Origin of the sequence: Stenotrophomonas sp. TWI169, from assembly GCF_039674705.1 — a bacterium.
In the GTDB taxonomy this organism is placed as follows: Bacteria; Pseudomonadota; Gammaproteobacteria; order Xanthomonadales; family Xanthomonadaceae; genus Stenotrophomonas; species Stenotrophomonas maltophilia_P.
Window position 1 is genome coordinate 133,192 of the sequence record NZ_JBDJOB010000003.1, and the last position, 21,293, is coordinate 154,484.

Genomic DNA, 21,293 nt, shown 5'->3' on the forward strand with positions numbered 1-21,293 from the left:
GGGCACGCCATGCTCGACAAAGTCGTCATCGCCAACCGAGGGGAGATCGCGCTGCGCATCCTGCGCGCGTGCCACACCCTGGGCATCCGCACGGTGGCCGTGCACTCCACGGTCGACCGCAACCTCAAGCATGTGGCCATGGCCGACGAGTCGGTCTGCATCGGCCCGGCGCCGTCGCCGCAGAGCTACCTCAACATCCCCGCCCTGATCGCCGCGGCGGAAGTCACCGATGCCCAGGCCATCCATCCGGGCTACGGCTTCCTGTCGGAGAACGCCGATTTCGCCGAGCGCGTGGAGGAATCCGGCTTCATCTTCATCGGCCCCAAGGCCGACACCATCCGCATGATGGGTGACAAGGTCGAAGCCATCCGCGCCATGAAGGCCGCCGGTGTGCCGTGCGTGCCCGGCTCGGGCGGCCCGCTGGGCGAGGACATCGTCGCCAACACCAAGATCGCCCGTGAGATCGGCTACCCGGTCATCATCAAGGCAGCGGGCGGCGGCGGCGGTCGCGGCATGCGCGTGGTGCACGCCGAAGCCTCGTTGAAGACCTCGATCGAAACCACCAAGAGCGAAGCGAAGGCGGCGTTCGGCAATGGCGAGGTCTACATGGAGAAGTTCCTGGAGAACCCGCGCCACGTGGAGATCCAGGTGCTGGCCGACGGCCAGGGCAATGCCATCCACCTCGGCGAGCGCGACTGCTCGATGCAGCGCCGTCACCAGAAGGTGGTCGAGGAAGCACCGGCACCGGGCATCACCGCCGAGCAGCGCGAGCAGATCGGCAAGGTCTGCGTGGAGGCCTGCATCCGCATCGGCTACCGCGGCGCCGGCACGTTCGAGTTCCTGTACGAGGACGGCCGCTTCTACTTCATCGAAATGAACACCCGCATCCAGGTGGAACATCCGGTCACCGAAATGGTCACCGGCATCGACCTGGTGGCCGAGCAGCTGAAGATCGCCGCCGGCCAGAAGCTGTCGATCAAGCAGAGCGACGTGGTGCTCACCGGCCATGCCATCGAGTGCCGCATCAACGCCGAAGATGCTGAAACCTTCGTGCCGAGCCCGGGCACCATCACCGGCTTCCATCCGCCGGGCGGCCCCGGCGTGCGCGTGGACACCCACATCTACAGTGGTTACCGCGTGCCATCGAACTATGACTCGATGATCGGCAAGCTGATCGTGCACGGCCCGGACCGCGAAACCGCGATCGCCCGCATGCGGGTGGCGCTGAGCGAAATGGTGGTCGACGGTATCAAGACCAACATCGCCCTGCAGCAGCGGATCATGCGCGACAAGGGCTTCCAGGCCGGTGGCCAGAACATCCACTACCTGGAAAAGCGTCTGGCCGAGCGCAAGAACAAGCCGATCGCGCTGACCTGATCGGCACAGGTGCCGGACACGAAAAGGGCGGGGATATCCCCGCCCTTTTCTGTTTTCTGCAGCGCCTTCCCCCGCGCCCGGCGTACCGGGAAAAGCAGCCGCGCGTGAGGGCCCGGCGCTGCAGGATCGGTGTCAGTGCCTGTCGGCCGCGGTTGCCGGAATCTGCGAGTTCGGCAGCGGGCGCACACCATTGGGCGAGGTCGGATCGACAATCACCATGGTCTCGGTCGAGCCATCGGGCCAGACCACCTGGAAGGTGCTGCCCGCCGGCAGCGATGCGAACGGCACGCCGCTCTGCGCGCGATAGACCGCAGCGACCTGGCTGGCGCCGGCGCGGCGCAGGTCTTCCTGTGCCTTCACCGTGGTCAGCTCCACCTTCGACAGATGCCGGTAGCGATCCTCGTAGGTATCGATCATCAACAGGCCCACCGCGCCGGCCGAATACGCCACGAACAGTGCCACCCAGAACCAGAACTTGGCTCCGTGAAGGAATCGACGGTAGTTCATGGCCTGCTCCCCCTTCCAATCAATCGCTTGATCCATTCGTTCATCTTCCCAGCACCTTGCCGCGAAACCGCAGCGTCATACACGAAATCCCGGAAATCCTGCGTCTCATCCTGCGAACAGATCCCTCCATTCGCACAAAAACTGTTGACCAGCACACTGTCGGCCCCACACGGTAGACCGAGTTCGCAGGCCGCAAGCCGCCACGCCATTTCGCTGAGCTGCTCGCCGGCCACCAGCCCGTCCAGTGCACTGTCACCGGCGGCGCGCACGCCCATTCCCGGAGCGAGGGCCATGAATGCCTCCGGATCGCGCGACAGGCGCACGCGCTCGACCAGGCCACGGCGGTAGTCCGCGCTGTCATGCAGCGGCTCACCTTCAGCGAACAGCGCAGCTTCGGCCGCCAGATTGCCCTGCGCGGCCGCCTTGCGACGCTCCGCCAGCACCAGCGCCGCGCCCAGTTTGTCGCCGGGCACGAACCCGCCGCAGCGCTGGGCCACGCGCTCGCGCGCATCGACCATGGCCGGTGCGGCACTCAGGCCCAGCCCCGCCAGCACGTTGTTGTCCAGGCGATACCCCCCGGGATCGACCGCGTACTGCGCGCAGTAGTCATACACCCGGCTGAGCATCCAGCGCGCTTCGTGGTTGCCACCGTCGGCCTGCGCACGCAACCGCTGCGCATAGGCGAACAGATCGGTGGCGCCCTCGATGTCGGCCCGGATGTCCAGCGGCAGGCCGGACGGCAGTGCGCCGCCCCGCTCGAAGGCCGCCAGACGCCGCGCCAGCGCCTCGGGCATGACCGGCATCGTCGTGCCATCCTCGTTGCCCGCCACCTGGGCCGTCGGCAGCCCGGAGGCCGCGACCGGAGACGATACCGAGCCCACGTGCCCGCTGGCCCGATACCCGGCCACGCCCAGCACGGCCACCGCCGGCAGCACGAGCAACCAGGTTTTCAGGGTCGGAGCGAGGGCCATCGGCAACGGAAAGCGTCGGGGGCGCACAGGAAAGCGCGCAGTTTAGCAAGGCCCGGCAGGCCTGTCTGAACGGGGGGCGTTCATCTCAGAGCATACGGAGACGCCCCGATGGTCTAGCATGGCCCCCTTTCCCGCGATTGCCCCCGATCCCATGCCGTTCCTGGAACTGACCCTGCGTTGCACCGAAGCCACCCAGCCCCGCTATGAGAATGCGCTGGAGGATGTCGGGGCGTTGGCCGTGACCCTGCTCGATGCCGAGGCCGACACCAGCAACGAGCAGGCGATCCTGGAACCGGGCGTGGGCGAGACGCCGCTGTGGGACAGCCTGGTGCTGACGGCGCTGTTCCCGGCTGACAGCAACGCGCTGTTGCTGCTGGCGGCGCTGGAAGCGTTCGACCCGGAACTGGACTGGAGCGGTGGCAGCTTCCGCGCCGTCGAGGACGAGGACTGGGAGCGTGCCTGGCTGGACCAGTTCCAGCCGATGGACTTCGGCAGCCGCACCTGGATCGTGCCGTGGAACCATGAGCTGCCGGAGGCGGCGCAGGCCGCCGACGCGGCCGTCGTCCGGCTGGACCCGGGCCTGGCCTTCGGCTCCGGTACTCATCCCACCACCGCGCTGTGCCTGCGCTGGCTGGACCAGCTGGCCGTGGACGGCCAGCTGCAGGGCCAGCGCGTGCTCGATTTCGGGTGCGGCTCGGGCATCCTCGCCTTGGCTGCGCTGAAGCTGGGCGCCGCCGAGGCGATCGGCGTGGACAATGATCCGCAGGCCCTGGTCGCGACCGCCGACAATGCCGAGCGCAATGGCGAGCAGGGCCGCATGCAGGTCTATCTGCCACAGGACGAGCCGGTGGCAACCTATCCCATCGTGGTCGCCAACATCCTCGCCTCGGCCCTCGATGCGCTGGCCGAACTGCTGGCCGCGCGCGTGGCCGGCGGTGGCCGCATCGCACTGTCGGGCATCCTGCATGGACAGGAGCACGAACTGCTGCAGCGTTACAGTGCCTGGTTCGACGACCTGCAGGCGACCCGCGATGGCGACTGGATGCGCATCACCGGCGTGCGCCGCGCCTGATCGTGTTTGAATGAGCGCTCGACCCGAACCCGCACCGTGAGCATGTCCGAGCCGACCCCCGCACGACGTCCACTGGCCACCTTCCTGCGCCCCGCGCCGGAAGGCGGAACGGCACCTGCCGTCGAGGCGCACGTCGATACGCCTGCACAGGCCGGTCCGGCGCCCGAACCCACTGCGGCGGAGATCGAACATGCGCCGGCAGCGGCGGTGATCACTGCGCAACCCGTTCCGCAGCACACCGATGATGTGCCCCCGCATGCCGCGGCGGTGGCATCACCATCGAACCATGACGCACCCGGTTTCCTCGCCCGTGCACCTTCACGCTCGCGCCCGGCGCCGCGCTGGCACTGGCTGCTGGTGGCGGGGCTGGCGGCGCTGCTGATCCTGCAGAGCGTGCTCGCCGACCGCGCGCGGCTGGCCGCCGATGCCGGCCACCGCACATGGCTGGTGGCGCTGTGCAGCGTGCTGCGCTGCAGCCTGCCCGCCTGGCACGAACCCACCGCCTTCACCATGACCAGTCGCGACATCCGCCCGCTGCCTGGTCAGGCCGGCGTACTGCAGGTCCAGGCCAGCATCCGCAATGACGCGCGATGGCCACAGGCCTGGCCCGACCTGCGGCTTTCGCTGTCCGATGCGGACGGACGGGTCATCGGCAGTGACGTTTTCAGCCCCACGCAGTACCTCGGCGAGAACCCGGGTACCGCCGTGCTGGAACCGGGTCAGAGCGCACACATCGCGTTCCGCGTGCAGGAGCCTGCGGCGTCCACTGTCGCATTCACCTTCGAGTTCCTGTGATCGGGACGAAGGCGACCAGCCATGGCAGGTCGGGCACGCTCGCGCTAGACTGACCGCCACCACCTCATCCGGCCGCGCGCTCCGCGTGCACGGGCCAACCAGATCGGGAACCCCCTTGAACGCTGTCCTTTCTCGTCCTGACAACAGTCGTGGCGCTCCCCGGCCACCGCTGCGCGAACACGTCGCCCAGTCCGTGCGCCGGTACCTGCGCGACCTTGATGGCTGCGATGCAGACGACGTCTACGAGATCGTGCTGCGCGAGATGGAGATTCCGCTGTTCGTGGAAGTGCTCAACCACTGCGAAGGCAACCAGAGCCGGGCCGCGGCGATGCTGGGCATCCACCGTGCCACGCTGCGCAAGAAGCTGAAGGAATACGGCATCAGCGCCTGAGCGCGGATGGCGACGTCGTGGAAGCGGGGTCACCCGCCGCCGCCCGCCTTCCAGTAATACCGCACCACGTGGAAGAACACCGGTGCGGCGAAGCACACCGAATCCAGCCGGTCGAGCATGCCGCCATGGCCCTCGATCATGTGGCCCCAGTCCTTGATGCCACGGTCGCGCTTGATCGCCGACATCACCAGGCCACCCCAGAACCCCATCAGGTTGATCAACAGCGACAGGCCGAACGCCTGCAGCGGCGTGAACGGCGTGATCCACCACAGCGCAGCACCCACCACGCTGGCACTCAGCACGCCACCGATGAAGCCCTCCACTGTCTTCGACGGCGACAGCCTGGGCGCGATCAGGCGCCTGCCCAGCAGCTTGCCCCAGATGTACTGCAGCACGTCCGAGGACTGCACCACGATCACCAGGAACGCCAGCAGCAGCACGTTGCGCGCGGGCTCATGCCCGGGCACACGCAGGTTCAGCAGCAGGGGCACGTGCGAAATGCAGAACACGCAGATCATCAGCCCCCACTGCACCTTGGCCGTGCGCTCCAGGTAATGCGTGGTGTCACCGCCGATGGTGGCCAGGATCGGCAGGAACAGGAACGCATAGACCGGAATCAGCAGCGTGTACATGCCATACCAGTCGATCCACACCAGGTAGTACTGCCAGGGCAGCACGATGTAGAACGCCGCCAGCAGCGCGTAGTAGTCACCTGACCGGGTGGGTGCCAGGGTGATGAACTCGCGCAGGGCAAACAGCGAGATGATCGCGAACAGCACGATCACCCCGGCCCGGCCGAACAGCAGCGCCAGGCCGACCACGATCGCCATCACCCACCAGGCGCGGATGCGCGAGACCAGATTGGCGATGACCGCGCTGGGCCGTCCACGCTGCCGCCAGCGCAGGGTCTCGGCCACCAGCGTCGCCAGCACCAGCACCGCGCCGACCCCGGCGAACAGCAGCCCGGTCTGCTGGCCCACGCTGCGCGCGGCGAGATCACCCGATACGGCGATCAACCCGCTCATGCGCGTCCTCCGTCCGGCGCCAGATCCAGCAGCGCCTGGCGGCTGCGCTCGAGAAACGCCGTCTTGTCCTCATCGGCCTGCAGCCGCAGCGGAGTACCGAAGGTGGCCGTGCACAGCAACGGCAACGGCAGGAACCGTCCCTTGGGCATCACCCGCTTCAGGTTGTCGATCCACACCGGGACGAATTCCAGTTCCGGACGCTGCCGCGCAAGATGGTAGATGCCACTCTTGAACGGCAGCAGCGGCTCATCGCCGACGTTGCGCGTGCCTTCCGGGAACAGGATCAGTGAGCACTCCGCATCCACCGCGTCACGCAGCGCCTGCAGCGGATCCTGCTGGCGGCGCGCCGCTTCGCGCTCGACCAGCACGCCGTTGAACACCGCATCGATCAGGTAGCGACGCAGGGCGTCGCGCTGCCAGTATTCGGCGGCCGCCACCGGACGCACCTGCCGCCGCAGTGCCGGCGGCATCGACGACCAGATCAGCACGAAATCCCCGTGGCTGGCGTGGTTGCCGTAGTAGACACGGCGCTCGCTGGAGGGCGCGCATCCGACCCACAGCGCCCGCGCGCCGGTGAGCACATGGATGGCGCCACTGCAGGCGCGGGCGATCAGTTCAGCAAACATCGATGTCTCCCCTCAGGTCTGCGGCCACAGCACGGCCAGCAGCAGCGTGGCGAACTGCAGCAGCGCTGCCGCGTACTGGCGCAGCAGCAGGCCCCGCATGCCCGCCCAGCGCACATCCCATCCGCGCGTAGGCGCCTGTGCGTCGCGGCGGCGCAGGCCGGCGACATGCAGGGCCGCGTCCACCCGTTCGGCCGCCGCCTCACCGTGCAGATTCTCCTGCAACAGCAGCTGCAGGAGGCTGGCGTCCAGCTGTACGCGCACCGCGTAGTACGCCTGCACCATCCCCGCCGCCACGCTCAGCAGCAACAGGCCGGCCGCGAACATCGCCAGTCCCGGCTCGATGCCCAGCAGCAGCAACGCCACCAGCAGCAGTCCCAGCGACAGCGCAGCGGGCAGCCGGCCCTGGCGCAGCAGCAGGCGCATCATCGGCAGGTCGACAGCGAGGCTCATGCGGGGCTCTCCGAGGTGATGGCGGCCTGGATGGCGCGCAGGTGGTCGTCATGCAGAACGATGGAGGGCCGCGCGGCACGTATCCGTGCAACCGCCTCGGCTGCGTCCCGTGCCCGGCCGCTGCACAGCAGCCAGGTCGCTACGCTGGCCGCACTGCGCGAATAGCCCAGGGCACAGCACACCAGTACTGGCCCCTGCATGCGCAGGCGTTCGATGGCGGTAGCGGCCTCGCGCAGCTGCGCCGGCGAGGGCACCACCATGTCCAGCATCGGAACGCTGGCATACGCAGCACCTGGCGCCCGGCACGACAGCTCTGCGCAGGTATCGACCACGCCGTGCAGTGCCGACGCCAAGGCCGCCCGTGGAATCCGTCCCAACCACACGCCATCGGCCACCGCCGAGGGCTGCGGTGCCCGCCATGTCCATAGCCGCGAATTGATCCAGGCGGCGCCCAGGTAAGGCGCGAGCAGCCAGCGCGCGGCCATGGTCAGGCGCCCGTCGTCGCGCTTCTGGAACATGGCCGTGCCCAGTCCGGCGTACGCCAGCGCCACCAGCAGCAGCGAGATCGCCGGCCACAGCAGCCACAGCGCAGTGCCTCGCAGCGCCAGCGCCGGCACCAGCAGCACGGCGGCACCCAGAAGGTAGAGCAGCGCCAGCCGCCACCGCGCGGGATCCTCCGCGGACTGCCAGGCACGCAACGGCGGTGTTCCCTGGTCCGGCCACAGCCACACGCACAGCCAGCCCACCAGCAGGCCGGTGGGAATGTCGATGAAGTGATGCTGGAACGTGGTCAGCACCGAAATGCCGATCAGCAATGCCCACGCATGCAGCACCAGCCGCCAGGCGCCCTGCAGGTAGTGGGCGAACTTCACCCACAGCACGATCAGCAGCACGATGTGCAATGACGGCGCCTGGTTGAAAGGCTTGTCGAACCCCAGCAGCACTTCGAACAACCAGCCATAGGCACCGCCCGTCTCCGGCCGCTCGAAGCTGAAGCGCAGCGGCCACAGCAGAAAGCAGGCCACTGCGATCACCTGTGCGCTGAGCAGCCGCAGCGCATGGCGGTCCAGCTCCAGGCGCTGCCGGCACAGGAAGAACGACACCGCGTAGAACAGGTCGATCGACCAGTACGGCACGATCGTCCAGGGCACGAACGGAATGCGCGTCTCCCAGTCGAACACGACAACCGGAACCACGTCGTGGCGGCCGGCCATCCAGTTGGCAAAGCCATAACTGGCAAAGAAGAACGGGCCCAGCACCGCCAACCACAGCAGCGCGCGGCGCCACGGACGCGGTGCATCGGCAACGATCGGCGTTGCGGTGATGGCCATCAGGCGACCCGACGCGCCAGCGATACGGTGAAGATGCCGAACGCGTCAATGCGCTGGGTCACCTTCTCAAAGCCCGACAGCCGCACCAGCTCGTCCATCTCCTGCTGGGTGCGCCGTCGCATGACCCAGGCCGCGCCCCCGCGATGGCTGGTGAGTGCACGGGCGATGAATTCCAGCTGCGGGTGCCAGGGCTGGCCGGTATAGGCCAGGTAGCCCCCCTCCGTCACCACCGCGGCAATACCCTGCAGCGAACGCAGCACGGCGTCGTTGTCGGGGAACAGCTCGTACAGCCCTGAGACCACAGCCAGCGTCGGCGCGGGTTCCACCGTCGCCAACGACGCCGGATCGAACGCGTCGCCCTGCTCGAAGCGGGCGATGTCGGCGGCTCCCAGCCGTTCGATCAAGGCCTGGCCCTGGGTCACATTGAGCGGGCTGAAATCACGCAGCACGATGCGGTCGGCGCGCTGTTCGCCCTGGCCCAGAGCTTCCAGCACATACCGGCCATGGCCGGCGGCCACGTCCAGCACCTGCACCGGCAGATCCTGACCGCGCAGGCGCATGGCCGCATCACGCAGCAGTTCCTGCAGGTGCTGGCCACGCACGCGGATGCCGCGCCAGCCGATCGCATCGAGGTAGTTGCGGTCGATCATCCGCCCCAGCGGCCCCTTGCCGCGCGCTTCGTCGCGGTAGATGTAGTCCAGCGTGCTGCCGGAGTCGAAACCGGTCTGCAGGCCCAGCGCGATGCCTTCGGACAGGGTGCCGCCCAGGCGCAGGCCCGCACGCACCCCGCGCCAGCGCAGGTCGGCCAGGCTGTTGCGTTCCGGAGGCCAGGCCAGGATCTCCGACTCCTCGAACGTCGGCCCATGCCGATGCGCGTCGCGCCGCGACAGCGTGCGCAGCGGTTCGGCGAAACGCGCCTGGATGAAGTCGCGGATGCGCGCCAGTGCCGGTGCACGATCGCGCTCGCCCAGCGTGTCGTGGAAGAAACCCGGCAGGTACACGCGCTCCTTGATCGGACTGGACAGGCGCTCATAGAAGCGGTCCTGCGGACCACGGTGCACCACGAAGTCGGAGCCGGACACCAGCAGTTGCACCGGCACGCTGATCGCCTGCGCGTCGGCCACGATGCGGTCGGCGGCTTCATACAGGCCCAGCAGCACGCGTACCGAGATCGGCCGGGTGATCAGTGGATCGGTGCGGTAACTCTCCACCCGTGCCGGATCATGCGTCAGCCACTGCGGCTTGACGTAGCTGTTGACGAAGAAATTGCCGCGCAGCTTCTGCATCAGGGCCAGGCCTGGACGTGCGAACGGCACATACAGCTTCACCTTGAATGCCGGTGACGCCAGCACCAGCGCGCGCAGGCGGGGGGCATAGTCGTGTACCCAGGTCGCAGCGATGACCGCGCCCACGCTCTGCGCGACCACGACGATGTCCTCGACCGCGATGCCGTGCTCGCTGCCGATGTGGGCGATGAAGCTGTCCAGGTCGCGCACCAGCGCAGGGAAGCCCGGTGCGTCGCCACGCTCGCCCGGCGAGCGGCCGTTGCCGCGCGCGTCCCAGGCGAAGAAGGCGATCTCCGGCAGGTCCAGCTCGTCCACCAGGTGGGCGACCCGCCCTGAATGCTCGTGGCCACGATGCAGCAGCACGATGGCCCGGACCGTGCGCCCCGGTGGTGTGCCTGCGGCCGCAACCGGCCAGTGCCGGTAGAACAGCGGTACTTGGTCGAAGCTGTGGAATTCCCGTTCCTGCACCTGACGCATGCCTTCTCCTGGTGGGCTGTTGACTTATCGCTGCGCTGTGGCCGCTTCCTTCAGTCCCCGCCGGACGCGGTTGACCGCCGTTACCCCGCACAGCAGCGCCATCGCTGCGGCCACGCCGCCGACCGTCAAGGCACCGGCCCAACCGAACGCCAGCAGCAGGCCCAGCAGGCCGATGACGAAGGCACGGTCGCTCTTGCCCATCGGGCCGTCATAGCGGCGGCTGGCACCGACCATCAGGCCCAGCACGCCGGCGTACTCGCTCAGTGCTGCGCCCCAGGCCAGCAACCACAGCGCTTCCGGGCGAACGCCCGGCACGCTGAGCAGACTCAGGTACAGCGCCGCATCGGCCACCACATCGCACAGCTCGTTCAGATAGGCGCCCAGCCGCGACTGCTGGCCGAACTCGCGGGCCAGCATGCCGTCCACGGCATTGAGGGCCATGCGCAGCAGCATCCACAGCGGCAGGGCCAGATACAGCAGCGGCTGCTGTGGCGCACAGCACCAGACCACGACGGCGACCAGCAGCGAGACCACGGCAGCGGCCACGGTCACCGCATTGGCAGTGATCCCCGCGCGATGCAGGCCGCCTACGGTCGGACGCAGCAGGTCCTGGAAACGTCCTTTCAATGCATAGATCGACACGATCCGAACCCGCAGCTCCCTGGCAGTTCCGGCACAGCCTACCCGATTGGGAGCGCACCTCCGTCGAAATGTCCGCGGCGCGGCGCCGGCCAGGGCATACCGAAGGCGGTCGCAGGGCCGTTGGGGCCGGTCAATTTTGCCGCCGCCGCCCGCCGTCGGCCCCCACCGCCTACAATATCGGCCCCGCTCCGCTGCCGATTGCCCTGTCCCATGACTGCTGATCTGTTGCCCGTCCGTCGGGCCCTCCTCTCCGTTTCCGACAAGACCGGCCTGGTCGAGCTGGCCACCGCTCTGGCCGCCCGCGGCGTCGAGCTGCTGTCCACCGGCGGCACTGCCAAGGCGATCCGTGATGCGGGCCTGGCCGTGAAGGACGTCGCCGAGGTCACCGGTTTCCCGGAAATGATGGACGGGCGGGTCAAGACCCTGCACCCGATGGTGCACGGCGGCCTGCTGGGCCGCTCGGGCCTGGATGACGCCGTGATGGCCGAACACGGCATCGGCGCCATCGACCTGCTGGTACTGAACCTGTACCCGTTCGAATCGGTCACCGCCAAGGCCGACTGCACCCTGGCCGACGCGGTGGAGAACATCGACATCGGCGGCCCGGCCATGCTGCGCTCGGCGGCCAAGAACTTCGCCCGCGTGGCCGTGGCCACCGACCCGTCGCAGTACGCCGAGCTGCTGGGCGCCCTGGACACCCATGATGGCCAGCTGCCGGCGGCCACCCGCTTCGCCTTCTCGGTCGCCGCGTTCAACCGAGTCGCCCAGTACGATGCGGCGATCAGCAATTACCTGTCGGCGGTCACCGCCACCGACGCCGCCGTGCCGGTGCGTGCCGAGTACCCGGCGCAGATGAACTCCACCTTCGTCAAGGTGATGGACCTGCGCTACGGCGAGAACCCCCACCAGAGCGGCGCGTTCTACCGCGACCTGTACCCGGTGCCGGGCACCCTGGCCACCTTCCAGCAGCTGCAGGGCAAGGAACTGAGCTACAACAACCTGGCCGATGCCGATGCCGCCTGGGAATGCGTGCGCCAGTTCGATGCGCCGGCCTGTGTCATCGTCAAGCACGCCAACCCGTGCGGTGTGGCGGTGGGTGCCGGCAACGGCGATGCCTACGAGCTGGCCTACGCCACCGACCCGACCAGTGCCTTCGGCGGCATCATCGCCTTCAACAAGCCGCTGGACGCCGCCACCGCACAGGTCATCCTGGACCGTCAGTTCGTGGAAGTGCTGATCGCACCGGACTACGAGCCGGCGGCGCTGGAATACGCGCAGAAGAAGGCCAACGTGCGCGTGCTGCGCATTCCGCATGGCGACGGCCTGAACAACTTCGACAGCAAGCGTGTCGGCTCGGGCCTGCTGCTGCAGTCCTCGGACAACCGCGGCATGACCCGTGACGAACTGAAAGTGGTCAGCAGGCTGGCACCGACCGACAAGCAGTTCACCGACCTGCTGTTCGCCTGGAAGGTCGCCAAGTTCGTGAAGTCCAACGCGATTGTGTACGCCAAGGACAACCGCACCATCGGCGTCGGTGCCGGCCAGATGAGCCGCGTGTATTCGGCGCGCATCGCCGGCATCAAGGCGGCCGACGCGAACCTGGTGGTTGAAGGCTCGGTGATGGCTTCCGATGCGTTCTTCCCGTTCCGCGACGGCATCGATGCCGCCGCCGCCGCCGGCATCAAGGCGGTCATCCAGCCGGGCGGCTCGATGCGCGACGCCGAGGTGATCGCCGCCGCCGACGAGCATGGCCTGGCCATGGTGTTCACCGGCGTGCGCCACTTCCGCCACTGATCCGCATCACCAAGCCGGGCCCTGCCCGGCTTTTCTTTTCTGCTTACGAGAACCCTGTCCCATGAAGATCCTCGTCATCGGCTCCGGCGGCCGCGAACACGCCCTGGCATGGAAGCTGGCCCAGTCCTCCCGCGTCGATGAGGTACTCGTGGCACCCGGCAACGCCGGCACCGCCACCGAAGACAAGTGCCGCAACGTGGCGGTGAAGGTCACCGACATCGATGGCCTGCTGGCCCTGGCCCAGGCCGAAGGTGTTGAACTCACCGTGGTCGGCCCGGAAGTGCCGCTGGTGGCAGGCGTCGTCGATCGGTTCCGTGCCGCCGGCCTGCGCATCTTCGGGCCAACCGCCGCCGCTGCCCAGCTGGAAGGCAGCAAAGCCTACGCCAAGGACTTCCTGGCCCGGCACAACATCCCGACCGCGTTCTACGCCGTGCACACCGACGTGGAGGCGGCACTGGCCTACATCCGCGAGAAGGGTGCGCCGATCGTGGTGAAGGCCGATGGCCTGGCCGCCGGCAAGGGGGTGATCGTTGCAATGACCCTGGCCGAGGCCGAGGATGCGGTGCGCGACATGCTCTCCGGCAACGCATTCGGTGACGCCGGCGCACGCGTGGTGATCGAGGAATTCCTCGACGGCGAGGAAGCCAGCTTCATTTCGATGGTCGATGGCGTGCATGCGCTGCCGATGGCCACCTCGCAGGATCACAAGCGAGTCGGCGACGGTGATACCGGGCCGAACACCGGCGGCATGGGCGCGTACTCACCGGCCCCGGTGGTCACGCCGGAGGTGCACGCGCGGGTGATGCGCGAGGTGGTGAACCCAACCGTGCAGGGCATGATCGCCGACGGCATTCCGTTCACCGGCTTCCTTTACGCAGGCCTGATGATCAATGCCAGCGGCGCACCAAAGGTGATCGAGTTCAACGTGCGCTTCGGTGACCCGGAAACCCAGCCGGTGATGCTGCGCCTGCAGTCGGATCTGGTCGAGCTGGTGGAAGCCGCCATTGATGGCCGCCTGGACCAGGTGCAGGCACAGTGGGATGCGCGCCCGTCGCTGGGTGTGGTGCTGGCCGCAAAACCTTACCCGGAATCGCCGGTCACCGGCGATGTGATTTCCGGCCTGGATGAGGTGCCGGGCAGCGCCAAGGTCTTCCATGCGGGTACTGCACTGGACGCACAGGGCCGGGTGGTCAGTGCGGGCGGCCGCGTGCTGTGCGTGGCGGCGCTGGGTGACAGCGTGCGCGATGCGCAGGCCAACGCCTACGCCGGTGTGGCCAAGGTCAGCTGGGCCAACGAATTCCACCGCAACGACATCGGCTGGCGCGCGATCGCGCGTGAGCACGCGTAAAAGGCAGCGGACTGCTGCTTGGCAGGCCCAACAAAAAAACCCGGCAATGCCGGGTTTTCTGTTGGATACCTGTGATGTCACATCACGCGGTGAACAGCGCCTTCATCTTCTTCAGGGCATTCGCCTCGACCTGGCGGATGCGTTCGGCCGACACGCCGTACTCGTCTGCCAGTTCCTGCAGCGTCACCTTGCTGTCCGCATCCAGCCAACGGCGGCGGATGATGTCACGCGAACGCGCATCCAGTTCGGCCATGCCTTCGCGCAGCAGCTGCAGCTGGTTGTCCTCGCTGTCGGCACGCTCGTAGGCCATCGACGGATCTTCATCGTTGGCCACCAGGTATGCGGCCGGCGACGGCGGCGCATGATCATCATCCTCGTCGCTGGGCGCATCGAAACCGATATCGCGACCGGACAGGCGCGACTCCATTTCCATGACCTCGCGCTCGGACACGTTCAGATCCTTGGCCACCGCGCTGACTTCCGCGGCGTTCATCCAGCCCAGGCGCGTCTTCGACTTGCGCAGGTTGAAGAACAGCTTGCGCTGCGCCTTGGTGGTGGCGACCTTGACGATGCGCCAGTTCTTCAGGATGAACTCGTGCATCTCGGCACGGATCCAGTGCACGGCGAAGGACACCAGGCGCACGCCCATGTCCGGGTCGAAGCGCTTGACCGCCTTCATCAGGCCGATATTGCCTTCCTGGATCAGGTCGCCCAGGGCGAGGCCGTAGCCGTTGTAGCCGCGGGCCACGTGCACCACGAAGCGCAGGTGCGAATGCACCAGCTCACGGGCAGCGTCCAGATCGTTGCCGTCGCGGAAGCGACGGGCCAGGTCCTGTTCGTCATCGACCGACAGCACCGGGATCTGGTGCACGGCACCGATGTAGGCGTCCAGCGAACCGAGCGCACTGGGAATCGGGAGATTGTTTGCCACAAGGGCAGTAGAGGTGTTCTGGCTCATAGGCACCCATCTTAGCAGTCCGGGATTTGGACTGCTAAAGGAGGAAAAAGTTCCAGCATCCTATTGATGCAACACTGGTCCCAAACAGAGCCCTACCGTAGCGCGATTTGATGACAGTGGCGAGCGCGCTTTTCGGGATTCACAATCCCTTGGAATTCAATCAATTACCTGCCGGGAACCGGCCGATTCCGGTCAAGCGGAGCTGAACGGGCCGTTCCGGAGGCCCATTCAGGCCAGGAAACGTTGCCCGGTGTTCAGGCCCGGCTGCCGGCGGAGGTCAAAGCGCCGCGCGCGGCGGCAGCGACCAGTCGATCGGCGCCTGCCCGCGACGCTGCAGGTAGTCGTTGGCCATCGAGAAATGCCGGCAGCCGAGGAAGCCACGATGGGCCGACAGCGGCGAGGGATGCGGGGCTTTCAGCACACGGTGGCGCCGGGTATCGATGACCTTGCCCTTCTGCTGCGCGTAGGCCCCCCAGAGCATGAACACCAGGCCTTCGCGTTCGCGGTTGAGCACATCCACCACGTGGTCGGTGAAGCCTTCCCAGCCGCGGCCCTGGTGGGCGCCGGCCCTGCCCTCCTCCACCGTCAGCACGGCATTGAGCAGCAGCACGCCGCGCTGCGCCCACGGCACCAGGCAGCCGTGATCGGCACGGGGGATGCCGAGGTCGCCCTCGATCTCCTTGTAGATGTTCAGCAGCGATGGCGGCACCGGAACGCCGGCGGGCACCGAGAAGCTCAGTCCGTGCGCCTGGCCGCGCCCGTGGTACGGGTCCTGGCCCAGGATCACCACTTTCACCTGTTCGAACGGCGTGGCGTCGAACGCCGCGAAGATCTGCGGCCCCGGCGGGAACACCGCCGCGCCGGCCGCCTTGCGCTGGCGCAGGAAGCTGGAGAGTTCGCGCATCTGCGGCTGCAACAGGTAATCGCCGACCTGCTGCTTCCAGCTCGGTTCCAGCTGGATCGTCGGGGTGTCCACTACGTCATCGGTCATCGCAACAGGGGTCCATCGTTCAAGCGGGCCAGGCGCAGCTGGAACAGCACCTTGGTCACCAGCAGGCGCTCCTCGATCGGCTTCAGCACCAGATCATTGGCACCGGCCTGCAGCAACCCGGTCTGGTTGTGTGGATTGCCGTCGCCGGTCATCACCAGCACCGGCAGTCGGCGTTTGCCGTAGCCGAAATCCACGCGCACGCGCTGCACCACGTCGCGTCCGCTCAATTCGCCCTTCAGGGTGACGTCGGTCAACACCAGGTCGATGCGGTGGCGGCTGCGGCCCAGCGATTCGGCCGTGAGCAGGGTGAAGGCCTCTTCGGCACTGACCACGTGCAGCACGTTGAGCTGCTGGCGTTCGAGCATGCGCTTGGTCGCCTCCGCCACCACCCGGCTGTCCTCGATGTAGAGGATGGTCGCCCCGGGAATGGTCTGCGGCTGCACATAGCCACGGATGAAGGTCGCCAGGGCCTCATGGCCCAGCGCCTTGTCGAAATAGTCGGTGACGTACTCGGTGAAGCGCCGCTGCTCCAGATGCTGCTGCGCATCGCCGGAGACGACGATCACCGGCACGTATGCCTGGCCGGCAGCTTCGCGGACCGTCCGCGCCAGCGCCAGGCCGTCGCCGTCACGCAGGGTCAGCGAGGTGGTGACCAGGTCCACCGGCCCCTGCGCCAGCGCCTGCTGGGCATCCTCGATGCTGTCGCAGCCGATCACCTCCACGCCCGGCAGATCACGCTGCAGCACGTCGGCGATCAGCTTGCGCACCAGTTTGGAACCGTCGACCACCATCACCCGCGTAGCGGGCCCTTCAAGGTGCTTCAGCGCTTGCGGTTGCATGCCGGTCTCAGGTGTCGGTCGGGCGGGTCTGGCGGAGGAAGTGGCCGGTGACCAGCCACGCGCCCAGCCACCCCAGCAGCAGCGTGCCCAGCAGGACCAGGCTGCCATGCAGCAGGTCCAGGCCGTGCAGCACGAACGGGCTGCCGTAGCTGCGTGACAGGTCAGCCAGCGGCGCGCGCAGGGCGGCGCCGGCAACACCGATCAGGGCCAGCGCCACCGCGCCGGCGCCCAGCCCGTACCAGGCGCCCAGATACAGGAAGGGCCGGCGGATGAAGCCATCGCTGGCGCCGAGCAGCTGCAGCACGCCGATTTCCTCGCGCCGTGCCTGGATGTCGAGGCGCACGGTATTGCCGACCACCAGCGCAGCGCCGACGCCGAGCAGCACCGAAAGCACCTGTACCAGCCGCGCGCCGAACGCCAGCCACGCATCCAGACGCTGGCGCCACAGCGCATCGTGCTGCACCAGATCGGCCTCGGGCAGGCTTTCCAGCGCACGCGCCAGACGCGCATCGTCCTTGCCCTGCCCCGGGGTGATGACCAGCAGAGACGGCAGCGGATTGTCGTTCAGCGCGTCGATCGCCTCGCCAAGGCCGGCGTCGCGCAGCTCCTGCAGCCCTTGCTCGGGCGTGCGCACGGTCACCTCGCCGACGTCATCGCGGTCGCGCAGCTGGCCGGCCAGGCGCAACGCACCCGGGCCATCCACCGTGCCCTTGAGGAAGACATTGATGTCGCGCGACTGCTGCACGCTGCCGGCGAAATGCTTGAGGTTGTCCAGCGCGATCGACAGGCCCAGTGGCAGTGCCAGCGCCAGCGCCATGACCATCACCGTCAGCAGGGTCGCCCACGGCTTGCGGCAGGCGCGGCCCAGGCTGAACACCACGCTGTGCACGTGGTGCTGGAACCACACGCCGAGACGCGAGGGTGCGGCGGCTTCGCTGTTTTCGTTCTTCGCCATGCGTTACTCCGCCAGATCCTGCGGCGAGATGTCGTCCACCAGCCGGCCGTGGTCGAGAATCAGCACGCGCTTGCGCATGCGACGCAGCAGGGGAAGGTCGTGGCTGACCACCAGCACACTGGTGCCGCGCGCGGGCAGCTCGGCAAACAGGGCCATGATCTCCGCCGCCAGGGTCGGGTCCAGGTTGCCGGTCGGCTCGTCGGCAACCAACAGCTTGGGTTCACCGACGATGGCGCGGGCGATGCCCACGCGCTGCTGTTCGCCGGCCGACAGCTGCGATGGCAGCGCCTTCTCGCGATGGCCCAGGCCCATCCGTTCCAGCACGGAACGCACGCGCTTGCCGATGTCGCCACGGCGCGTACCGCGCAGGATCAGCGGCAGTGCCACGTTCTCGGCGATGGTCCGGTCCATCAGCAGGCGATGGTCCTGGTACACCGCACCGACCGCGCGCCGATGGCGCGGGACGTCGCCGCCGCGCACCTTCAGCAGGTTGCGCTCGTCGAAGACCACCGCGCCGCGGCTGGGCCGCTCGTCGAGGTGAATCAACTTGAGCAGGGTGCTCTTGCCCGCCCCGGAATGGCCGGTGACGAACAGCATTTCGCCCGGCGCGACCTCGAAGCTGACGTCGATCAGTGCTTCGTGGCCACCGGCGTACTGTTTGCTGACATTGTCGAAGCGCAGGACACTCATGCCCCGATTATGCAGGACCGGCGCGAAGTATCGATAGCGCCGGGACGCGCCCGGGTGGAATCGTTGATCTGCCGCTGCGCGCGCCGGGCATGGCCCGGCGCTACCGCTGACCGGGCGCGCCGATCAGCCGCCCGACAGCATCCGGCGGATCTTGCGGCCGATGCGGGTCAGGAACGAGTCGGCGGCGTCGGTGCTGCGCACCGGCTTGGCCACCACGTGAACCGGCGTCACCGGCGAGGCACCGTTGCCGGCGCTGCCGTTGGCGACCATCGCCTCGCCACCCTCGACCGGACGGCCATGGCGACGACGACGGCGCTTGCGCGGCTTGCGCTCGCCGTCCGCCGCGAGCTCCGGAGCACCTTCGGCACGCGGCGGACGCGGCGGACGCGGGGCCTGGGCCGGGGTGCCGGACCCGGCACCTTCCACCGGCGCGGTCGCGCCCTGCTCGCCTTCCACCCGCGGCTTGCGCGGACCACGCGAGCGGCGTTCGCCGCTGCGCTCGCCATCGCGGCGCTCGCCACGGCCGGCACCGGAGCGACCACCGCTGCGGCCACCGCCACGACGCTCTTCCTCGGCGGCGCGGGCTTCGCGCGCCTCGCGGAAGATCTGGCCGACGCTCTCGTTCTCGTCACCGTCCTCGCCAGCGACCGTGGCCGGGCGTTCCGGACGCGGCAGTGCGGTCATCAGTTCCTTGGTGACCGGCTCGGACGGAATCTTCTGTTCGATGTAGGCCTCGATGTCCGGCAGGCTCATCGCATAACGCTCGCAGGCAAAGCTGATCGCGTCACCCTCTTCGCCCAGGCGTGCGGTACGGCCGATGCGGTGCACATAGTCTTCGGCGTCGAACGGCAGGTCGTAGTTGTAGACGTACTTGATGCCGTCGATATGCAGGCCGCGGGCAGCCACGTCGGTGGCGACCAGGATTTCCAGCTGGCCCTTCTGGAAGCGGTTGAGCAGGCTCTCGCGCTTCTTCTGCGGCACGTCGCCGGACAGGACGCCGACCCGGTACCCGGCCTTTTCCAGCGAACGCGCCACGCGCTCGACGAAGACCTTGGTGTTGACGAAGACCATGGTGCGGGCGCCTTCGCTGCGCGAGAGCAGGCCCAGCAGCAACGGGATCTTCTCGTCGTCGGCCGGGAAGTAGATCTTCTGGCGCACGCGCGCGGCGGTCACTGTTTCAGCTTCGACCACCAGCTTCTGCGGCTCGTTCATGTGCTCGTAGGCCAGCTCCAGCACGCGATGGCTGAGGGTGGCGCTGAACAGCAGGGTCTGCCGGGTGGTGCGCTCGGGCATGCGGCGCAGCAGGAAGCGGATGTCCTTGATGAAGCCCAGGTCGAACATGCGGTCGGCTTCGTCCAGCACGCAGATCTCGCAGGCGTGCAGCGAAACCACCTTGTGCTGCTTGACGTAATCGATCAGGCGGCCGGGGGTGGCGATGATCACATCCACGCCCTGCTGCAGGATCTCGCGCTGCTTGTCGTAATCCACGCCACCGTAGACGAGGGCGAAACGCAGGCCCAGGTCGGAACCGAACTTCACGGCGTCCTTGTGGATCTGGATCGCCAGCTCGCGGGTGGGCGCCAGGATCAGCGCGCGCGGGTCTTCCGCCTTGCGGTCGGCCAGCGCCGGGCGGCTCAGCAGGCGGTTGACCACGGCAACCAGGAACGCCAGCGTCTTGCCGGTGCCGGTCTGGGCCTGGCCGGCGACATCACCACCGGCCAGCGCGACCGGCAGTGTCAGCGCCTGGATCGGGGTGCAGCGGGTGAATCCGGCTCCTTCAAGGCCGGCCTGCAGGGCCGGATGCAGCTCAAAGGAGGAAAAGGTCAAATCGGTCAGCGGTTTGTCGCTCATGAGTCCGTCTTGGTATGGCCACCGGCCAGCGGGCGGGCGGCACTGCATCGTCTGGGGGCACCGTCGCAAACTGCGGCCCCTGCGGCGGGTCGGCGGACCGGGGACCACCGGGTCCGCGCGCCGCTCAATGCCCCAGTTTAACGCACTCCGGCGGCCAAACCGGAATGAACCGTCTCACACAACCGCGAGACAGGCCCGTGCGGGACGCCTCTTCACCCAGCCACACCGCGCTTGAACAGCCCTGCCGGGGTCGCTGGAGTCCGCAGCTGCCGGCCCCCACTTCAGGAAGACAGTGAAATCCGACACATACCGCGCTTCGAAACGATCACGATACGCTGGGTTCCAGCCGGCCACTGTCCATGCCCCGCGATAGGGGTACACTGCCGGCCGTGAGCGTCCAGGCATCCCGCCGAACGCACCGCGGCAGGACGCCGCGAGGCAACGACGAGGGTCGCGCCACCGGGCAAGGCCCAGTTCACCCACCTCCGGCCTGGCCGGGTGCAATCCAAGACGAGAAACCAAGATGAGCGACAAGGTTGTACACGTCGGCGATGCCGACTTTGATAGCGCCGTGCTGAATTCCAAGGAACCGGTGCTGGTCGATTTCTGGGCCGAGTGGTGTGGCCCGTGCAAGATGATCGCCCCCGCGCTGGACGAGCTGGCCGATGCCTACCAGGGCCGCGCCAAGATCGCCAAGGTCAACGTCGACAACAATCGTGCGCTGGCCGCCAAGTACCACGTGCGTTCGATCCCGTACCTGGTCGTGTTCAAGGATGGCGAGAAGGTCGGCGAGCAGATCGGCGCGGTGGGCAAGGCCCAGCTGGCCGGCCTGCTGGACAAGGCCCTGGCCTGATCCTGTAACGACTCCGGCAGCCGCCCGGTGCGGCTGCCGGCAGGCGCGGACCGCGCCTGCATGA

Annotated in this window: 21 protein-coding genes; 7 read left to right on the forward strand and 14 right to left on the reverse strand. The window is 67.9% G+C overall.

The window, feature by feature from the left end; genetic code table 11:
- Positions 1–9 precede the first annotated feature (9 nt).
- Positions 10–1,377, forward strand: a complete 1,368-nt coding sequence (accC, locus tag ABE543_RS03675; RefSeq protein ID WP_014648613.1) for an acetyl-CoA carboxylase biotin carboxylase subunit — start codon at positions 10–12, stop codon at positions 1,375–1,377.
- Between the two features lie 132 nt (positions 1,378–1,509).
- Here the strand turns inward: accC and ABE543_RS03680 are convergent, their stop codons facing one another.
- Both ABE543_RS03680 and ABE543_RS03685 read right to left on the reverse strand, forming a co-directional pair.
- Positions 1,510–1,884, reverse strand: coding sequence for a hypothetical protein (locus ABE543_RS03680; protein WP_065174417.1), 375 nt, complete (start codon positions 1,882–1,884; stop codon positions 1,510–1,512).
- Positions 1,881–2,855 carry a hypothetical protein gene (locus ABE543_RS03685; RefSeq protein WP_053515678.1) on the reverse strand — a complete coding sequence of 325 codons (975 nt, stop codon included), beginning with the start codon at positions 2,853–2,855 and terminating at the stop codon, positions 1,881–1,883. The genes ABE543_RS03680 and ABE543_RS03685 overlap by 4 nt, the downstream gene beginning before the upstream one ends.
- Before the next feature lie 151 nt (positions 2,856–3,006).
- Between ABE543_RS03685 and prmA the strand changes: the two genes are divergently transcribed.
- The 3 genes from prmA (at position 3,007) to fis (ending at position 5,113) form a co-directional block, all read left to right on the forward strand.
- Complete coding sequence (prmA, locus tag ABE543_RS03690) at positions 3,007–3,927, forward strand: 50S ribosomal protein L11 methyltransferase (protein WP_053515676.1); 921 nt, start codon at positions 3,007–3,009, stop codon at positions 3,925–3,927.
- A gap of 42 nt (positions 3,928–3,969) precedes the next feature.
- Entirely contained in the window at positions 3,970–4,722 is a 753-nt protein-coding gene (locus tag ABE543_RS03695; RefSeq protein WP_111186285.1) for a DUF3426 domain-containing protein, read from the forward strand.
- Positions 4,723–4,837: 115 nt separating this feature from the next.
- Positions 4,838–5,113, forward strand: coding sequence for a DNA-binding transcriptional regulator Fis (gene fis / locus ABE543_RS03700; protein WP_005419706.1), 276 nt, complete (start codon positions 4,838–4,840; stop codon positions 5,111–5,113).
- Positions 5,114–5,142: 29 nt separating this feature from the next.
- Here fis and ABE543_RS03705 read toward each other — a convergent pair whose 3' ends face one another.
- Genes ABE543_RS03705 through ABE543_RS03730 form a run of 6 tightly spaced genes read right to left on the reverse strand, consistent with a single transcriptional unit; the run spans position 5,143 to position 10,950 of the window.
- Positions 5,143–6,138: a phosphatidate cytidylyltransferase gene (locus ABE543_RS03705; protein WP_053515673.1), complete on the reverse strand. Its 996-nt coding sequence runs from the start codon at positions 6,136–6,138 to the stop codon at positions 5,143–5,145.
- Positions 6,135–6,764 carry a 1-acyl-sn-glycerol-3-phosphate acyltransferase gene (locus tag ABE543_RS03710; protein WP_197571058.1) on the reverse strand — a complete coding sequence of 210 codons (630 nt, stop codon included), beginning with the start codon at positions 6,762–6,764 and terminating at the stop codon, positions 6,135–6,137. Before ABE543_RS03710 ends, ABE543_RS03705 begins: the two co-directional genes overlap by 4 nt.
- Before the next feature lie 12 nt (positions 6,765–6,776).
- Positions 6,777–7,214: a hypothetical protein gene (locus ABE543_RS03715; RefSeq protein WP_065181556.1), complete on the reverse strand. Its 438-nt coding sequence runs from the start codon at positions 7,212–7,214 to the stop codon at positions 6,777–6,779.
- On the reverse strand, positions 7,211–8,548 hold the full coding sequence (locus tag ABE543_RS03720) for a phosphatase PAP2/dual specificity phosphatase family protein (RefSeq protein ID WP_346475342.1): 1,338 nt from the start codon (positions 8,546–8,548) through the stop codon (positions 7,211–7,213). The genes ABE543_RS03715 and ABE543_RS03720 overlap by 4 nt, the downstream gene beginning before the upstream one ends.
- Entirely contained in the window at positions 8,545–10,308 is a 1,764-nt protein-coding gene (locus tag ABE543_RS03725; protein WP_197600793.1) for a bifunctional alpha/beta hydrolase/class I SAM-dependent methyltransferase, read from the reverse strand. Before ABE543_RS03725 ends, ABE543_RS03720 begins: the two co-directional genes overlap by 4 nt.
- A 24-nt stretch (positions 10,309–10,332) precedes the next feature.
- Positions 10,333–10,950: a CDP-alcohol phosphatidyltransferase family protein gene (locus ABE543_RS03730; RefSeq protein ID WP_197600794.1), complete on the reverse strand. Its 618-nt coding sequence runs from the start codon at positions 10,948–10,950 to the stop codon at positions 10,333–10,335.
- 210 nt (positions 10,951–11,160) lie between these two features.
- Here ABE543_RS03730 and purH point away from each other — a divergent pair, with 210 nt between their 5' ends.
- Positions 11,161–12,744, forward strand: coding sequence for a bifunctional phosphoribosylaminoimidazolecarboxamide formyltransferase/IMP cyclohydrolase (gene purH / locus ABE543_RS03735; RefSeq protein WP_065174411.1), 1,584 nt, complete (start codon positions 11,161–11,163; stop codon positions 12,742–12,744).
- A gap of 61 nt (positions 12,745–12,805) precedes the next feature.
- Positions 12,806–14,092: a phosphoribosylamine--glycine ligase gene (purD, locus tag ABE543_RS03740; RefSeq protein ID WP_346475324.1), complete on the forward strand. Its 1,287-nt coding sequence runs from the start codon at positions 12,806–12,808 to the stop codon at positions 14,090–14,092.
- An 82-nt stretch (positions 14,093–14,174) separates the two neighbouring features.
- Here purD and rpoH read toward each other — a convergent pair whose 3' ends face one another.
- The 6 genes from rpoH to rhlB all read right to left on the reverse strand — a co-directional run bounded on the left by rpoH (position 14,175) and on the right by rhlB (position 20,376).
- Positions 14,175–15,050: an RNA polymerase sigma factor RpoH gene (gene rpoH, locus ABE543_RS03745; RefSeq protein WP_053515659.1), complete on the reverse strand. Its 876-nt coding sequence runs from the start codon at positions 15,048–15,050 to the stop codon at positions 14,175–14,177.
- A gap of 277 nt (positions 15,051–15,327) precedes the next feature.
- Positions 15,328–16,041: a uracil-DNA glycosylase gene (gene ung / locus ABE543_RS03750; RefSeq protein WP_346475325.1), complete on the reverse strand. Its 714-nt coding sequence runs from the start codon at positions 16,039–16,041 to the stop codon at positions 15,328–15,330.
- Positions 16,038–16,880: a response regulator gene (locus tag ABE543_RS03755; RefSeq protein WP_053515655.1), complete on the reverse strand. Its 843-nt coding sequence runs from the start codon at positions 16,878–16,880 to the stop codon at positions 16,038–16,040. Before ABE543_RS03755 ends, ung begins: the two co-directional genes overlap by 4 nt.
- Positions 16,881–16,887: 7 nt before the next feature.
- Entirely contained in the window at positions 16,888–17,835 is a 948-nt protein-coding gene (gene ftsX / locus ABE543_RS03760; RefSeq protein WP_053515654.1) for a permease-like cell division protein FtsX, read from the reverse strand.
- 3 nt (positions 17,836–17,838) lie between these two features.
- The gene (gene ftsE, locus ABE543_RS03765; protein WP_053515652.1) at positions 17,839–18,525 is read right to left on the reverse strand and encodes a cell division ATP-binding protein FtsE; all 687 of its coding nucleotides are present in this window, start codon (positions 18,523–18,525) and stop codon (positions 17,839–17,841) included.
- Positions 18,526–18,648: 123 nt separating this feature from the next.
- A complete protein-coding gene (gene rhlB / locus ABE543_RS03770; protein ID WP_065174408.1) occupies positions 18,649–20,376 on the reverse strand; it encodes an ATP-dependent RNA helicase RhlB in 1,728 nt (575 codons plus the stop codon).
- 523 nt (positions 20,377–20,899) lie between these two features.
- Between rhlB and trxA the strand changes: the two genes are divergently transcribed.
- Positions 20,900–21,229 (forward strand): thioredoxin, encoded by a 330-nt coding sequence (gene trxA / locus ABE543_RS03775; RefSeq protein ID WP_025878607.1) that lies wholly within the window; start codon positions 20,900–20,902, stop codon positions 21,227–21,229.
- The last annotated feature ends 64 nt before the right edge of the window (positions 21,230–21,293 follow it).

What these genes read in the sequence shown, in the direction of transcription:
- ftsX (WP_053515654.1), bottom strand. Translation starts at nt 17,835, where the DNA reads ATGGCGAAGAACGAAAACAGCGAAGCCGCCGCACCCTCGCGTCTCGGC.
- rhlB (WP_065174408.1), bottom strand. Translation starts at nt 20,376, where the DNA reads ATGAGCGACAAACCGCTGACCGATTTGACCTTTTCCTCCTTTGAGCTG.
- ABE543_RS03705 (WP_053515673.1), bottom strand. Translation starts at nt 6,138, where the DNA reads ATGAGCGGGTTGATCGCCGTATCGGGTGATCTCGCCGCGCGCAGCGTG.
- purD (WP_346475324.1), top strand. Translation starts at nt 12,806, where the DNA reads ATGAAGATCCTCGTCATCGGCTCCGGCGGCCGCGAACACGCCCTGGCA.
- ABE543_RS03680 (WP_065174417.1), bottom strand. Translation starts at nt 1,884, where the DNA reads ATGAACTACCGTCGATTCCTTCACGGAGCCAAGTTCTGGTTCTGGGTG.
- ung (WP_346475325.1), bottom strand. Translation starts at nt 16,041, where the DNA reads ATGACCGATGACGTAGTGGACACCCCGACGATCCAGCTGGAACCGAGC.
- ABE543_RS03685 (WP_053515678.1), bottom strand. Translation starts at nt 2,855, where the DNA reads ATGGCCCTCGCTCCGACCCTGAAAACCTGGTTGCTCGTGCTGCCGGCG.
- ABE543_RS03695 (WP_111186285.1), top strand. Translation starts at nt 3,970, where the DNA reads ATGTCCGAGCCGACCCCCGCACGACGTCCACTGGCCACCTTCCTGCGC.
- accC (WP_014648613.1), top strand. Translation starts at nt 10, where the DNA reads ATGCTCGACAAAGTCGTCATCGCCAACCGAGGGGAGATCGCGCTGCGC.
- prmA (WP_053515676.1), top strand. Translation starts at nt 3,007, where the DNA reads ATGCCGTTCCTGGAACTGACCCTGCGTTGCACCGAAGCCACCCAGCCC.
- ABE543_RS03755 (WP_053515655.1), bottom strand. Translation starts at nt 16,880, where the DNA reads ATGCAACCGCAAGCGCTGAAGCACCTTGAAGGGCCCGCTACGCGGGTG.
- ABE543_RS03710 (WP_197571058.1), bottom strand. Translation starts at nt 6,764, where the DNA reads ATGTTTGCTGAACTGATCGCCCGCGCCTGCAGTGGCGCCATCCATGTG.
- purH (WP_065174411.1), top strand. Translation starts at nt 11,161, where the DNA reads ATGACTGCTGATCTGTTGCCCGTCCGTCGGGCCCTCCTCTCCGTTTCC.
- rpoH (WP_053515659.1), bottom strand. Translation starts at nt 15,050, where the DNA reads ATGAGCCAGAACACCTCTACTGCCCTTGTGGCAAACAATCTCCCGATT.
- ftsE (WP_053515652.1), bottom strand. Translation starts at nt 18,525, where the DNA reads ATGAGTGTCCTGCGCTTCGACAATGTCAGCAAACAGTACGCCGGTGGC.
- ABE543_RS03725 (WP_197600793.1), bottom strand. Translation starts at nt 10,308, where the DNA reads ATGCGTCAGGTGCAGGAACGGGAATTCCACAGCTTCGACCAAGTACCG.
- trxA (WP_025878607.1), top strand. Translation starts at nt 20,900, where the DNA reads ATGAGCGACAAGGTTGTACACGTCGGCGATGCCGACTTTGATAGCGCC.
- ABE543_RS03715 (WP_065181556.1), bottom strand. Translation starts at nt 7,214, where the DNA reads ATGAGCCTCGCTGTCGACCTGCCGATGATGCGCCTGCTGCTGCGCCAG.